The following is a 15117-nucleotide window of genomic DNA, read 5'->3' as shown; positions in this document are numbered from 1 at the left end:
CTTTTTTGAATGTGGTGTTATGTTTTTGCTCTCGAACTAAAAAACAGATACTACAATAGTTTTATAAAAAGACGTTTATCATTGTATCTGTTCGCAGACACCTAACTTTCAAACTCCGCTCTGAGGATATTCAAAATGTTATCAACAGTCTCTTCTTCGAGGTCTGCCTTTTCAATCAGCATTTCACGAGGAGCATTCAATACCTGACGAGCCGTATCAAGACCTATAGACTTTATAGCATCAATTACCCATTTATCTATTTCATCTGAGAACTCATCTAGGTAGATATCTTCTTCTGCTGTTTGTTCATCGAGTTCACGGAATACATCAATAGTATAACCTGTCAGCATACTCGCTAACTTTATATTCATACCACTACGTCCGATTGCTAAGCTAACCTCTTCAGGCTGTAAGAACACTTCAGCCTTTTTCTCTTCTTCATCGATAGTAAGGCTACTTACCTTAGCAGGAGACAAAGCACGTTGTACAAATAGTTTTGTATTAGCTGTCCAATTTATAACATCAATGTTCTCGTTGCAAAGTTCACGCACAATGCCATGAACACGACTACCACGTACACCTACGCAAGCTCCAACAGGATCAATACGGTCATCGTAGCTTTCTACAGCTATTTTTGCGCGTTCACCAGGCATACGTGCTATACCTTTTATACTAATCAATCCATCTTCTATTTCTGGAACTTCTGCTTCGAGCAAACGTTCCAAGAAAGTTGGTGCGGTACGCGAAAGGATTATTTTCGGATTATTATTATCGTTATCAACGCGCAAAATCACAGCACGTATAGTTTCGCCCTTACGATATTGGTCGCGCGGAATTTGTTCACCTTTAGGAAGAATTAGCTCATTATTCTCCTCATCTACAAGTAACACCTCTCGCTTCCAAACCTGATATACTTCTCCCGAAATTATTTGTCCAACGCGGTCTTTGTATTTATTGTATAAAGAGTCGTGCTCTAACTCTAATACTTTCGAAGCTAATGTTTGACGAAGGTTTAGAATTGCCCGACGACCAAACTTAGCAAAGTTCACGGGTTCGGAAACATCTTCCCCAACTTCGTAGTCTGGTTCTATTTTCTGCGCGTCAGTCAAACTAATTTCTTTATTCTCGTCTTGCACCTCACCGTCTGCCACAACAACACGGTTTCGATATATTTCTAAATCTCCTTTATCTGGGTTTACAATAACATCAAAGTTTTCGTCTGATCCATATTTCTTAGCAATTACGTTACGGAAGCTCTCTTCCAAAACGCTTACTAATGTAGTACGATCGATGCTCTTCGTATCCTTAAATTCTTTGAAGGTCTCAATCATATTCGGACGTTCTTCTTCTTTTCTTGCTGCCATAGTTCTACTTGAAACTAATTAGATATTTTGTGTATTTTACTTCATTCATATCGTACTCATGGTCTACATCCATCTTTACAGGACGTTTCTTACCTTCCACGTGTACTTTCTCATTGACCGAAACAACAAATTTATTTCCATCAACACTTTTTAAAATCCCACTCACTTTACGCCCATCGTGGTCTAACACTTCAACTTCTTTTCCTATAAAGTTTATGTATTGTTGTGGTACTTTGAAGGGTTGCCCTAATCCAGCTGAGCCTACTTCAAGTTCGTAATCTTCTTCATCACGTGAGAGATTTTCTTCTATAAACTTACTTAACTCTACGCAATCTTCTATCCATACACCATCAGCGTGGTCTATTTCAACTACAACTTTACTATCAGGACTTATCTGAATATCAACTAGAAAGTATTCTTTACCTTCCAACCATTCGTCTACAAGCCGTCTTACAATGTTTTTATCTATCATATACGTCTAAAGTGTCTTTGTTGTCCACTGGTTCTAAAACCATATCTTAATCTTAAAATAGATTTTGAAAAACAAACAATCTATCTCACTAAAAGATATGAAAAATGAGGAACTCTTTAAAGCTCCTCATTCCTCTGAACGGTGCAAAGTTAGCAATAAATATACTGACTACCAAATATTTTATAACTTTTCTTTATATCAAAGTACTTTCTTATCAAAACCAGAATAGTATTCATTATAAATTAATTACCTTTGCAACTCATTGGATATTTTTTATGGAACACAAACAACATTATTCAGGACTGAGCGAACAAGAGGTTAAGGAAAACAGAGCTAAATTCGGAGATAATGTATTAACTCCACCAATACAGACTCCTATATGGAAAAAATTTATTGCGAAATTTAACGACCCTCTTATTGTCATTCTTCTTATTGCGGGCGTTTTCTCTGTTGGTATATCATGTTACGAATATTTTGGTCTTAACGAAGGGACACAGGTGTTTTTTGAGCCTGTAGGCATTTTCATTGCTATCTTACTTGCAACCGGATTAGCTTTCTTTTTCGAAGAAAGGGCTAATAAAGCTTTCTCCATACTCAATAAAGTAGACGACGACGAACTTGTAGAAGTAATGAGAAATGGCAATACAACAAATGTTCCTAAGCGAGAAATTGTTGTAGGCGATATCGTTCTACTCAATACTGGAGAAAATATTCCTGCTGATGGAGAACTTCTCAAAGCTGTTGCATTAAGTGTAGATGAGTCTTCGCTGACTGGTGAACCTATTTGCAGAAAGAGCACTAAGCACGAAGAATTTGATAGCAACGCAACCTTCCCCTCTAATTTTGTTTTGCGCGGTACGAAAGTAATGGAAGGTCATGGAATTTTTCGTGTTACGGCTGTAGGCGATGCTACCGAAAATGGTAAAGTATTCACTGCTGCACAGATAGACAATAGTGTTAAAACTCCTCTAACAGAGCAATTAAACAAACTTGGAACACTCATTACATGGGCAAGCTATGCTTTGGGTGTATTAATTTTGGCAGGTCGTGTACTAATGTTCTTTAACGAATATTCTTTTACTTGGGTACATTTCATTCAGTATCTCTTAGATAGTATTATGATTTGTGTAACACTCATTGTGGTTGCTGTTCCTGAAGGGCTACCAATGGCGGTTACATTGAGTTTGGCTTACTCTATGCGTAGAATGCTTCAAACAAGTAATCTTGTAAGAAAGTTACACGCATGTGAAACGATGGGGGCTACAACTGTAATATGCACCGATAAGACTGGTACGCTCACGCAAAATCAAATGCGTGTTTACGCTTTGCAAGCCAATAGAGATGATGTTACTATCGACGCCTTATTAAAAGAAGGCATTGCCGTTAATTCTACTGCATCGCTCGACCTTTCCAATCCTGAAAAACCTGTTGCTTTGGGCAACCCTACTGAAGGAGCCTTACTTTTGTGGCTTCGCGATCAGGGATATGATTATCAGCAAATACGCGATGATATTGAAATTGTAGACGAACTTCCATTCTCTACCGACCGAAAGTATATGGCTACACTGGTTCGATCTACCCTACTCCCTAATAAAACTATCTTATATATAAAAGGTGCAACCGATATTATTAAACAATATTGCACATCGCTGGCTGATAACAGGTCGTGGCCCGAAATTTTTACACAACTGCAAACATGGCAAAGTCAGGCTATGCGCACCTTAGGATTTGCTTATCTTGAACTACCACAAACTACATCTGTTAAGTTGGCACCTGGCGTTATTCCTAAAATAATAAATGGCGAAACGGACATTGCCGTAAATTGTTGTTTCTTAGGTATTGTTGCCATCTCAGACCCAGTACGCAAGGAAGTTCCTGCTGCTGTTAAAGAATGTATTGATGCAGGAATCAGTGTAAAGATTGTAACTGGCGATACGCCTGGCACTGCAAAAGAAATAGCAAAACAAGTGGGATTGTGGACATCTAATGATACCGACAAAAACATTATCACTGGACCAGAATTCGAGGCGCTTACAGATGAAGAGCTGAGACAGCGTGTGTTCGACCTAAAAATTATAGCACGTGCAAAACCAATGGACAAAAAACGCTTGGTAGAGAGTTTGCAATCACTCAATCAGATTGTAGCTGTTACGGGCGACGGTACGAACGATGCTCCTGCATTAAAAGCTGCTCATGTTGGATTATCTATGGGCGACGGAACAAGTGTTGCTAAAGAGGCTTCTGACATTACTATTATAGACAATTCTTTCCTTTCTATTGGTCGTGCCGTAATGTGGGGACGCAGCTTATACCGAAACATTCAGCGTTTCATTCTTTTTCAACTTACTGTAAATGTTGTAGCCTGTCTCATTGTTTTGGCTGGTGCATTCATGGGCACCCATAGTCCGCTTACAGTTACTCAAATGTTGTGGGTAAACCTTATTATGGATACTTTTGCAGCAATGGCACTGGCATCTTTGCCACCATCACAACAGGTTATGAACAACCCACCACGCAATCGTAACGCATTTATTATAACACGCAATATGTGGACACGTATTATTGCGTTGGGTGGAATTTTCTTTCTTTCTCTATTAGGTTTCCTATATATTTTAGAATATTCGGATATTACACAAATGACCGATTTATTGCATTTCAAACTCAGTAATCATAAAGAACTTACTCCTTACGAGTTAAGTCTCTTCTTCACCATGTTTGTAATGTTGCAGTTCTGGAATATGTTTAATGCTCGTGCTTTTGCAACAAACCAAAGTGCTTTTCATTTTAAAGAGTGTCGTGGTTTTGGACTTATTGTGCTAATGATTCTCATTGGACAAGTTCTCATTGTAGAATTAGGTGGCCAGATGTTTAATGTAACGCCATTAAAACTTATTGATTGGTCAATTATTATTGTAACTTCTTCGGGGGTACTGCTACTTGGCGAAATTTTCAGATGGCTTACTGCTAAAAAGAAATCGTAAGAGTTTACTTGAGTAAAATAGAGAAATGGACTACACTCTAATATGAATATATGGACGGTTTCATCGGTATAATCACAGCCTTATTAGCACCTCAAAGGAGTGGCTATAAAATGCTACTTTCTTTTTAGACGTCTATCACGTATGTTTTAGATATCTGTCACGTTCGTTTTAGATGTCTGTCGCGTTCGTTTTAGATGTCTATCACATTCGGGACAGATATCTGTTTTTTTGTAAAATACAAACTGATAAATTAGAAAGACCTTAAAGTTGTGAAATAAAATGAAAACGAATCACTTCGCAATAGCTTGAATTTCTTCTAACGAGACACGACCTAACAGGTTTACAATAGTAAACTCGCCACGTTCTACTGTCAGCAGTACATATTCGTTTTTACCGTTCTTGTATTTCTTTTCGTAAATTGTAACATCATCACCATTGTTCTTCGTTTTCATTACAACAATATATTTGGCTTGCTTATAATAAGCGAAAGCTGCATTTCTTATACTGTTAACGAGCGACGGACGTTCGCAATGCAACACCTGAATATGGTCTAACCGCTTTGCAATGCGCGTTATATCTTTATTGCCTGCTTGTACGTTCCCCATCATTTTCAACATTGTCGCCGAAATATAAATAGTCGATACACCTTCCTTATCGTTATACCTGTCGAAGAATGCTTGCTGTGCAAAAACAAAATTAAATGCGAAGCTGAATAGTAAAATTAGTAATATCTTCTTCATTTTATCTGTCTGTTGATTGTTTTGTTACGTTATTGATTGCTTCCAGTCCTTTGTTGAGCGATACGGAGAACTTTGTGAGTGCTTTGTTTGCTGTAGCGTATGCATCTTCGGGGTTATCAAATGTATCCATTCTTTCTATGTCCGACAACTGTTTTTCCCCAGTTTCATCGATAAAAATACCTACTCCCAGTAACAGCAATATACTAGCAGCTATGCCTACCACCCAACGTAAACCACTCTTGCGTATCTCTTTACGTGCCGTAAGCTCTACCATATTCCATTGGTTTATTTGTCGTTCTATTTTGTGTTCTAAATCAAATGGAACTTCGATGGCAATGTTTTGTTGCAGCGCAAGAAATATTTTGGCATCCTCGCGCAATTCCTCGTCTACTTCATTACTACAGAAGTACTCCGCAAGATGTTTTTCTTCGGTTTCATCGGTTAATCCACAGTAAAACCGTTCTAATAATTTCTTTGTTTCCTTCTTATCTATCATCGCTTTATATTCTTTATCTTTTCTCTTATCTTTTTTCGAGCCCTACTCAAAACAGAACGTAAATTAACCTCCGTGAGTCCAGTTTCGGCACTTATTTCTTCGTATGTTCGTCCCTCCACATCGCGCATAAGCATCACCCTTCCTTGTGGATCGGGCAGTGCGAGTATCATAGCTCTTATACGTTGCCATTGGTCTTTGGCTTCTATGCAATCGTTCAGATCGTTGGTTTCCCCACTATATTGCATTGCACTTACATCGTTTTCGGTTTCCTCAATGTGCTTTATGCGTTTCACATCGTAGAATATCCTACGTAGCGTCATAATGCTATACGCCTCTGGATTTTCTATATCTGTAAGTAGATGGCGACGTGTCCACAAACGCAGAAAGGTTTCTTGTATCAAGTCTTCGGCAGCCTGTTTATTTCTAGTAAGATGCCATGCCACCACATAAAGTTTGCGATGACATGGCAAGAAGATTGCTTTGAACTGCGAGGCTTCCATTTATAACTATTTCGTGAGAGAGTTTATCTTGTCTACTTCTTGTGTTGGCTATCGATAACATCGCTAAGTTTATCTAACGGTATCTTACCTCTTATCATAACAAGAGTGCCATCATTAGAACCAGCAGAGACAATTATAAGTTCGCGTACTACGCTACCCTTCATTCGTACCAATATATCGGTAAAACCGTCCTTTGTACTTTGTCTTACAAGTTCCTGATACCTATTATCGTTTATACGCTTTGCACGAGTCCAAAACTTATTTTTCACATTGTCGGAACAGTTGCTCAAATCTAATACTTTAATAGAACTAATATAGTTCAGAGCATCGTAACCAGAACTATCCTCACCTTTTACTGCCACCTTTGCAAGTGTAAACAACAAACTCCCAATATGGTGATAATCGGCATTCTTTACGGTCTTAAAAGTTGTCATCAAACTATTTACATCATCATCGGTATGCGCAGTTACGTTGAGCACACAACAATTGATGATAAGAAAAAAGATAACAAGCAGTCGTTTCATAACCTTACTTTCACTTTCCTATAGTAGTATCGTTTACTATTCCATCTATATCTTTTGGCAAGATACTTCCATCTATTACAACCAGAACACAATCTTCTTTATCGAAAGAGCAAATTATGAGACGTTTAATAAGTTCATCTGTTCCCTGAGTCATTATTCGCACCTTTTCTCCATTATCATTCACCTTTACAATATCATTATAGTCTTTCCAGCTGAATGTTTCTATCATTTTCTTAAAGTCTCGTTTAGTAGAACGATTAGCATCTTCGAGAGTAAGTATACGCAGATGGTCTATCTTTTTTGCCCACTTTTCACTTTCTTTATTTCCTGAGCTCTTTAATCCAAGCGATATTAACTCCTTTGGGACATCAACGAAAACTACGTTATCGCGATGTTTAAACTTATCGAAAATGCTATTTATATCCTGTGCTTTACACACCATACTTACCACAAGAAGGGCAAATGAAATAAGAATTGTTCTCATAATCGTATTCTTTTAAAAAGTTTCTAATATGTTTGTATTGGTATAGACGTAATTTGTTGCATTTTTGTGGCAGTGAAAACAGTTTTTTATACACTATTTTATTTTTTCTTAGCTATCGCCCAATAAACTAAAAGCCCAGACACAGTATTTATGTGCTGGGCTTTCATTATTCAAATAGTGATGGTTCGCTTACCGTAGAGCCACGTAGCGACTTACCAAGATGCTCGTAAGCCAGCTCTGTTGCCATACGTCCACGTGGTGTTCGTTTAATAAAACCTTCCATAATTAGATAGGGTTCGTAGACTTCTTCTAATGTACCAGCATCTTCGCCTATTGCAGTTGCTATAGTAGAAACACCAACAGGACCTCCGCGAAACTTATCAATAATGGTAAGAAGTATCTTGTTGTCTATCTCATCGAGACCATATTTATCGATATTCAACGATTGCAACGATGATTTTGCTATCGTATGATCGATAGTTCCATTACCTTTTACCTGTGCGAAATCACGCACACGACGCAACAGAGCATTACAAATACGAGGCGTGCCACGCGAACGGCGAGCTATTTCTATTGCAGCATCGTCATCAATTGGTACTTTCAGCAAACGTGCAGAACGCTTTATAATGCGGCTCAAGGTATCAGGGTCGTAATACTCTAAGTGCAAATTAATGCCAAAACGAGCTCGCAAAGGCGCTGTAAGTAGTCCACTGCGGGTTGTTGCTCCCACAAGTGTAAACGGATTTAAATCTATCTGAATGGAGCGTGCCGATGGACCTTTGTCTATCATTATATCAATTCTGTAATCCTCCATTGCAGAGTAAAGATATTCTTCTACAACGGGCGAAAGACGGTGAATTTCATCAATAAACAACACATCGTTAGGCTCAAGAGATGTAAGAATACCAGCCAAATCGCCAGGTTTATCAAGAACTGGTCCCGAAGTAATTTTAAAACCCACTCCCAGCTCATTAGCAATAATGTTGCTCAACGTGGTTTTCCCCAGTCCGGGAGGGCCGTGAAGCAACGTGTGGTCAAGTGGTTCGCCACGGTATTTGGCAGCTTCAACAAACACGTGGAGGTTCTCTACCACCTTATTTTGTCCACTAAAGTCATCGAACTTTGGTGGTCGCAAGGCGTTTTCAAACTCCTTTTCGGCTGTCGTTATTCGTTCCTCTCTTATATCGAAATCTTCATTCATACTTTCTTTATGTCTGTCTTTATTACAAATAAATAGACTTATTTTTTGCAAAGATAGCCATTAAAAACGAGAAACAACTTTGATTCAGAAATAAAACAGTAGTTGTTTTTCGGAGCTATATATATTTTAGCTGTTTCTCAGACGTTCTCTACAAATCTCTAATATACCGATGAGTTCGTCCATTTTGTTTGCTTTAAGCATTGCAATACGCATTTGTTTGAAGTCGGGAACACCTTTAAAAATGGGCGACGCTGCAAGATGTCGGCGAGTATGTAGTATACCTCTATACTCGTCTATTTTATCTACATTAATACGCAACATCTCCTCTAACACATCAATTTTATCGTCCAAAGTAAGTTGGTTTATGCCCACCTCAGCTGTTTCACTAAACAGCCACGGACAGCCAAAAGTAGCCCTGCCTATCATTATGGCATCTACTCCATAACGATTAAACCGTTCTTGGGCGTCAGAAACACTGGTTACATCGCCATTTCCTATAATTGGTATGTGTATACGAGGGTTGTTTTTCACTTCACCAATAAGTGTCCAATCGGCTTCTCCTGTATACATTTGTGCGCGGGTACGACCATGTATAGTCAGTGCCTGTATGCCACAGTCTTGAAGTTGTTCGGCTAATTCTGTTATAACAAGGTTGTTATCGTCCCACCCTAAACGTGTTTTCACTGTAACAGGTGTATGTACAGCCTTCACAACTTCGCGTGTTATCTCTAACAACAGTGGTATATTCCTCAACATACCAGAACCTGCTCCTTTATTTGCTACTTTCTTTACTGGGCAACCGAAATTTATGTCGATTACATCGGGGTTTACACGCTCTACGATTTTAGCTGCCTCAACCATCGAATCTACATCTTTCCCGTATATTTGAATACCCACCGGGCGCTCATCTTCATCGATAACAATCTTATTGAGTGTTGATTTTATACTGCGTATAATGGCATCTGCCGACACAAACTCTGTATAGACCATTGCAGCGCCAAAGCGTTTACACATCTTACGAAAGCCTATATCGGTTACATCTTCCATTGGTGCCAAAAACAAAGGACGTTCACCAAAATCTATCGTTCCTATTTTCATACTGCAAAGGTAGTGCTTTTTATTCGAATTGCAAGTTTTAAAAGCGTACTAACAAAGACTATTAATATTGACTGAATATGTTCAAGCATATTAATTCGCAATATTAATTATCTATAGCGAAGATGATAGCTCGTAGAAGAAGAAATAACAACATTTGGCTTATATCATAATGGATATTAGAAGGTTTTACCTAAACTGTTTCCACCTAATTATATAAGGGGAAACAAACTTTCAAAACACTAATAGACCAACAACGGTTATTCGCACAATTACAATAAAAGCACCATTATTTTTGCATGTCTGTATAATAATCAGTACATTTGCAATATTCTGCTATACTTTTAAGTATGCAAACAAACAATATGAAATATCAATAGTTATAATTAAACAAACTAAAGCATTACAAGTATGAAGAAAATCTATTTATCTTTTGTATTCTTAATGATAGGGATACTAACTACATTCGGACAAAGTGCAGGCTGGATATTCCAACCTGGAAGTGAAGGACCATGGTTTGAAAAGGAGATTGAACAAGGAAAGCCAATGGAGTTTTACGACTACGGCGGACCAGAAAAGGGTATGCGAGGCAACTATGCTTACACGCTCCAACGATTAAGACCGAAGAATTCGGATTCACATATCACGGTTATATTCGAGAATGTAGAATTTGGACAAGGCGACGAGCTGCGCATTTACAACGGTTTAATCGAGCTTTCGTGCGAAAGAGACGAGGATAGCGGAGACTACTTGTGGGGTTGGGCGAAGCAAGATCCTCTTAAAATAATTAAGGAAAATCCTGAAAAGTTACCTATTAGAATAAGTTCTACTGCTACAGATGGCGGTCTGTCGGTTGCTTGCTACGCCGCAACAACTATGCCTGGTTGGAAAGCGATGGTTTATTGTGTAAAGAACGGAGACCCTGAACCTGGAGCAGAAACGCCTATGGATAAGCCAAACTTCACCTTAAAGGTAGATCCGAGTGCGAAGATTGAATACGATGAAGATGACGAACCGAAACCTATGTATTTGTATTTAGAACTACAAGGTGTTAATGATAACCAGAGTATTCAAATAGAGCATAAGGGGCAAAAGAACGATTACACGCTGAATAAGAATGTAACAAATTCTATTCAGTTGGAAGTGGAGCCTAACGATGTTATTAAAGTATATGCAGATGTAATTGCTTTCAAGGCACAAGCTGGTAAATTAGTAACTTGTGAGTTAGGGAAGAACGATAATTTGGAGGTGCTCGACCTTATGATGAACAAGATTACAGAGCTAGATTTGTCTCAACTTCCTAAACTGCGCGAACTTGCCATCACCGACAATCGTTTGACTACCATCGACCTTAGCAAACTTAAAAGTCTAAAAGAGTTCTACGGTAGTTATAATAATGTGGGGACATTAGATACCAAACAAAATCATAGCCTCGAAGTGTTGGCGTGTGCTGGTATGGGTTTAACAGAATTGGACCTCAGCAATAACCCAAAACTTGAGAACTTAACAGCAGGAAACAACAACTATACAACTTTTCCTGACTTAAGCAATAAGCCTGCTCTAAAGTGGATTGATATGGAGAGTTGTGGTATGAAAGAAATAGATGTAACAAAGTTTCCTAAGCTAAAGTTTCTTGACTTGTCGGGTAATCAACTCACACACATAGACCTTTCAAAGAATACTCTGCTTCGTAAGCTCGACTTAGACAACAATCAACTCGATGCTTGTGCTATTAACGACATTCTATTTACATTGCAAAAAGCGCAAAAGGAAGACGAGGCCTCTCTACAAATAAAAGGTAATACAGGTTCGTCTACTTGCGATAATGCACTGTTAGAAGGAAAGAACTGGACTACTAATGTTGATGGCAATGGTACTGGGTGTAACACTGTACGGCTACGCTTCGAAGACAACCCACAAGGCTCGTTTAAAACATTGGTTGATGGCAAAGACATTCCAGAATGGACACCTATAGAAAAAGGTAAAGAGGTAAAAATAGAGACCTCTCCAATAAAGGGCTATAAACTGGTTAAAATAATGCTTAATGGTGAAGATATTACAGCCAATACATTTAAAATACAGCAATATGGAGTGCTTGCTGCCATATTCGATATAGATAATGGCATTCGGAATGTACAAACAGAAGCTGTGAAAGTGGTGAAACACAATGGTAATATAGTTATAATGGGATTGCAACCCGAAACAGATTACCAGATTTACGATGTATTGGGAAAAATGCTCTATACTGGTATGACCGACGCTAATGGCAATGCAGAAATATCATTATCTACAGGACACCTTATTATAATAAAGCAAAACGATACTGTTATAAAAATAAGATGCTAATAAAAGACATCTATTTATAGAGACTTTATTGAGTAAACGCTATATACATTATTAATATATATACAGACTGTCTACACACTCTCTCAATGAATAACCAACTACATTGGAAGAAAGCTGTAGACAGTTTGTTTGTACATATATACTAAACATCTCAAAAAACAATGTACACGAAAAAAGATGCTAAAATATCAAGGTATTGGTATACAATGAACCATTTAAACAAAAAGAAGGCTGCGTAGAAAAGAAGATTGTTGTAATAGATTCCAGCCACATACAACCACATAGGGAATAGAATATTGAAAAACAGAAGCTTATAATAATACCTAAAGCAAAATATTGCAGAATAAGGAAAGGCATAATCTTCAGCTAAATACATATCGCTCAGCTATTATAATATAAGAACATAAAGGCTCTAAATTGTAATGACGTCTAATTTGATACTGACAGATATCTGAAACGATGCTGACAGATGTCTGAAACGAACGTAGGAGACGACTGAAACAAAAGAGCTACATTTTACTAAGTTTTATTACATATTTTATATACTCTACCTAATAGGTAAATAAGCAATAAACACAGATTATACTTTTCTCACCTAATTTCTACAGAGTCTACAATAACTTTTCACTCTAAAAAATACTATTTCAAAGTCAATTGACTAAGACAGAATAATCAAAAAAATCTTTTCCTCTATATTTATCCTGTTTGCATTATTAGAAGACTATAAGTGCCATTATCTTCGAATTTTATAAAATTCTTGACTTATAAACAAAAAAAATGCAACTTATAAAATTGACATAAATCAATCATATTAAGAACGTTATGCACCTATAACGTTGTTTTTTATGTTATAATAAAAGTATTAATATAAAAACACTAAGCATAATGTGAATTTCTACTTCCCGACATACTATTTTTCGTTCGTTTTTTTATCAGAAAATATTTTGTTAATTCAATTATTATATAGACCTTTACACCGAAATCTAACCATAACTAAAACAAAGAGAAGATTCTATGGAAGAACAGATCGAAGTGAAGGAGCTTGAACACGTTGTAGTGTTATTTTCCGGAGACTCGGGTGATGGAATGCAGTTAGCTGGAAACATCTTTTCAAATGTTTCTGCTACTGTAGGTAACGGAATTTCTACTTTCCCAGACTATCCTGCTGACATTCGTGCCCCGCAAGGCTCGCTTAATGGAGTAAGTGGATACAGAGTCCAAATTGGTGCGGGTAAAGTTTATACGCCTGGAGACAAATGCGATGTACTGGTGGCAATGAATGCAGCCGCGCTTAAAACGCAGTATAAAAACTGCAAGCCGCAAGGAACAATTATTATTGACACCGATTCGTTTAGTCCACGCGACTTAAGGAAAGCAGAATTTTCAACAGATGATTATCTAAAAGAAATGGGTATAGACCCAGATCGTGTAGTGGCTTGTCCTATTACAAAGATGGTGAAGGACTGTCTTGCCGATACAGGCATGGACAATAAATCTATGCTTAAGTGCCGCAATATGTTTGCACTAGGTTTAGTTTGCTGGCTATTCAATCGCGATTTGGAACTAGTAAACAACTTCTTGTTAGACAAATTTAAAAAGAAGTTGGCTATTGCAGAAGCCAATATTAAAGTAGTTGCTGCTGGTTACGACTATGGACACAACATTCATGCATCAGTGCCTAACACCTATCGTATTGAAACAAAAGAGAAGGTACCAGGACGATACATGGACATCACAGGTAATAAAGCAACCGCATACGGCTTAATGGCAGCTGCAGAAAAAGCTGGTCTGACACTTTTCTTAGGTTCTTATCCTATTACTCCAGCCACAGATATCCTTCATGAACTGGCAAAACATAAGTCTATGGGGGTTGTTACTGTACAATGCGAAGACGAAATCTCAGCGGCAGCCTCATCTATTGGTGCAGCATTCGCAGGTGCTTTAGCTGCAACATCAACATCAGGCCCAGGTATCTGTTTGAAGAGTGAAGCGCTCAACCTGGCTGTTATTGATGAATTACCTCTCGTTATTATTGATGTACAACGAGGAGGTCCATCAACCGGTCTACCAACAAAGAGCGAACAAACCGACCTACTGCAAGTGCTGTATGGTAGAAACGGAGAAAGCCCAATGCCAGTAATAGCTGCAACAAGTCCTACAGACTGTTTTAGTGCAGCTTTTGAAGCCTGCAAAATGGCTCTCGAACACATGACACCAGTCGTATTACTGACAGATGCTTTCATAGCAAATGGCTCATCGGCGTGGAAATTACCAAATATGGAAGACTTACCAGAGATACGTCCGCACTATGCAACAGAAGCACAACGCTATAAATATACGCCTTACAAACGCGACGAATATAGCAATGTACGCTATTGGGCTGTACCAGGTATGGAAGGATATGAGCATATTCTTGGTGGATTAGAGAAAGATGGAAAGACAGGTGCTATTTCTACAGATGCCGAAAATCATAACCGCATGGATAAACTAAGATTCGATAAAGTTGCTCGCATTCCAGTGCCCGATTTAGAAGTTCAGGGCGACAAAGACGATGCAGACTTACTCATTGTTGGTTTCGGCAGTACCTATGGACACCTCTATTCAGCAATGCAAGAACTCCGTGCAAAAGGATACAAAATAGCATTGGCACAATTTAGAAACGTAAACCCACTACCAAAGAATACTCCAGAAGTATTATCACGCTATAAGAAAGTTGTTGTTGCGGAACAAAACCTTGGTCAGCTCGCAGCTTTACTACGCATTCGTATAAACAATTTTGCTCCATATCAGTATAATCAAGTGAAAGGACAACCATTTGTTGTGCAAGAGCTTGTACAGGGATTCGAGCGATTATTAACACTTCCAGCACCTAAATATGAGTGTGGAACATTCTATTCAAGGATCTTACAATAAT

General features: G+C 38.2%; 12 protein-coding genes. 3 read left to right on the top strand and 9 right to left on the bottom strand.

Annotated elements, in window-relative coordinates; translation table 11 throughout:
* Positions 1-101 precede the first annotated feature (101 nt).
* Together nusA and rimP are read right to left on the bottom strand one after the other, a co-directional pair.
* Positions 102-1364, bottom strand: a complete 1263-nt coding sequence (gene nusA / locus HMPREF9144_RS02005; protein WP_006044151.1) for a transcription termination factor NusA — start codon at positions 1362-1364, stop codon at positions 102-104.
* A 4-nt stretch (positions 1365-1368) separates the two neighbouring features.
* Positions 1369-1836 carry a ribosome assembly cofactor RimP gene (gene rimP, locus HMPREF9144_RS02000; RefSeq protein ID WP_006044150.1) on the bottom strand — a complete coding sequence of 156 codons (468 nt, stop codon included), beginning with the start codon at positions 1834-1836 and terminating at the stop codon, positions 1369-1371.
* Positions 1837-2111: 275 nt separating this feature from the next.
* Between rimP and HMPREF9144_RS01995 the strand changes: the two genes are divergently transcribed.
* Positions 2112-4817 (top strand): calcium-translocating P-type ATPase, PMCA-type, encoded by a 2706-nt coding sequence (locus HMPREF9144_RS01995; protein ID WP_040595360.1) that lies wholly within the window; start codon positions 2112-2114, stop codon positions 4815-4817.
* A gap of 290 nt (positions 4818-5107) precedes the next feature.
* Here HMPREF9144_RS01995 and HMPREF9144_RS01990 read toward each other — a convergent pair whose 3' ends face one another.
* From HMPREF9144_RS01990 to dusB, 7 genes are all read right to left on the bottom strand, one after another.
* On the bottom strand, positions 5108-5557 hold the full coding sequence (locus tag HMPREF9144_RS01990) for a DUF4252 domain-containing protein (RefSeq protein WP_006044148.1): 450 nt from the start codon (positions 5555-5557) through the stop codon (positions 5108-5110).
* Position 5558: 1 nt separating this feature from the next.
* Positions 5559-6053, bottom strand: coding sequence for a PG0215 family putative anti-sigma factor (locus HMPREF9144_RS01985; protein WP_006044147.1), 495 nt, complete (start codon positions 6051-6053; stop codon positions 5559-5561).
* Positions 6050-6553 (bottom strand): GFO_1088 family ECF-type sigma factor, encoded by a 504-nt coding sequence (locus HMPREF9144_RS01980; RefSeq protein WP_006044146.1) that lies wholly within the window; start codon positions 6551-6553, stop codon positions 6050-6052. Before HMPREF9144_RS01980 ends, HMPREF9144_RS01985 begins: the two co-directional genes overlap by 4 nt.
* Positions 6554-6585: 32 nt before the next feature.
* Entirely contained in the window at positions 6586-7077 is a 492-nt protein-coding gene (locus HMPREF9144_RS01975) for a DUF4252 domain-containing protein (RefSeq protein WP_006044145.1), read from the bottom strand.
* A 10-nt stretch (positions 7078-7087) separates the two neighbouring features.
* On the bottom strand, positions 7088-7561 hold the full coding sequence (locus HMPREF9144_RS01970) for a DUF4252 domain-containing protein (protein WP_006044144.1): 474 nt from the start codon (positions 7559-7561) through the stop codon (positions 7088-7090).
* Positions 7562-7727: 166 nt separating this feature from the next.
* Positions 7728-8762: a Holliday junction branch migration DNA helicase RuvB gene (gene ruvB, locus HMPREF9144_RS01965; protein ID WP_006044143.1), complete on the bottom strand. Its 1035-nt coding sequence runs from the start codon at positions 8760-8762 to the stop codon at positions 7728-7730.
* 126 nt (positions 8763-8888) lie between these two features.
* A complete protein-coding gene (gene dusB, locus HMPREF9144_RS01960) occupies positions 8889-9860 on the bottom strand; it encodes a tRNA dihydrouridine synthase DusB (RefSeq protein WP_006044142.1) in 972 nt (323 codons plus the stop codon).
* A 408-nt stretch (positions 9861-10268) separates the two neighbouring features.
* On the opposite strand from dusB, the gene HMPREF9144_RS01955 reads away from it, so the two are divergent.
* Both HMPREF9144_RS01955 and HMPREF9144_RS01950 read left to right on the top strand, forming a co-directional pair.
* Positions 10269-12203, top strand: a complete 1935-nt coding sequence (locus HMPREF9144_RS01955; protein WP_006044140.1) for a leucine-rich repeat domain-containing protein — start codon at positions 10269-10271, stop codon at positions 12201-12203.
* Between the two features lie 1014 nt (positions 12204-13217).
* The gene (locus tag HMPREF9144_RS01950; RefSeq protein WP_006044138.1) at positions 13218-15116 is read left to right on the top strand and encodes a 2-oxoacid:acceptor oxidoreductase subunit alpha; all 1899 of its coding nucleotides are present in this window, start codon (positions 13218-13220) and stop codon (positions 15114-15116) included.
* Position 15117 lies beyond the last annotated feature (1 nt).

Origin of the sequence: Prevotella pallens ATCC 700821, assembly GCF_000220255.1 — a bacterium.
Classification (GTDB): domain Bacteria; phylum Bacteroidota; class Bacteroidia; order Bacteroidales; family Bacteroidaceae; genus Prevotella; species Prevotella pallens.
The sequence above is the reverse complement of the archived record's forward strand: the minus strand, read 5'-3'. Positions and strand labels throughout refer to the sequence as shown.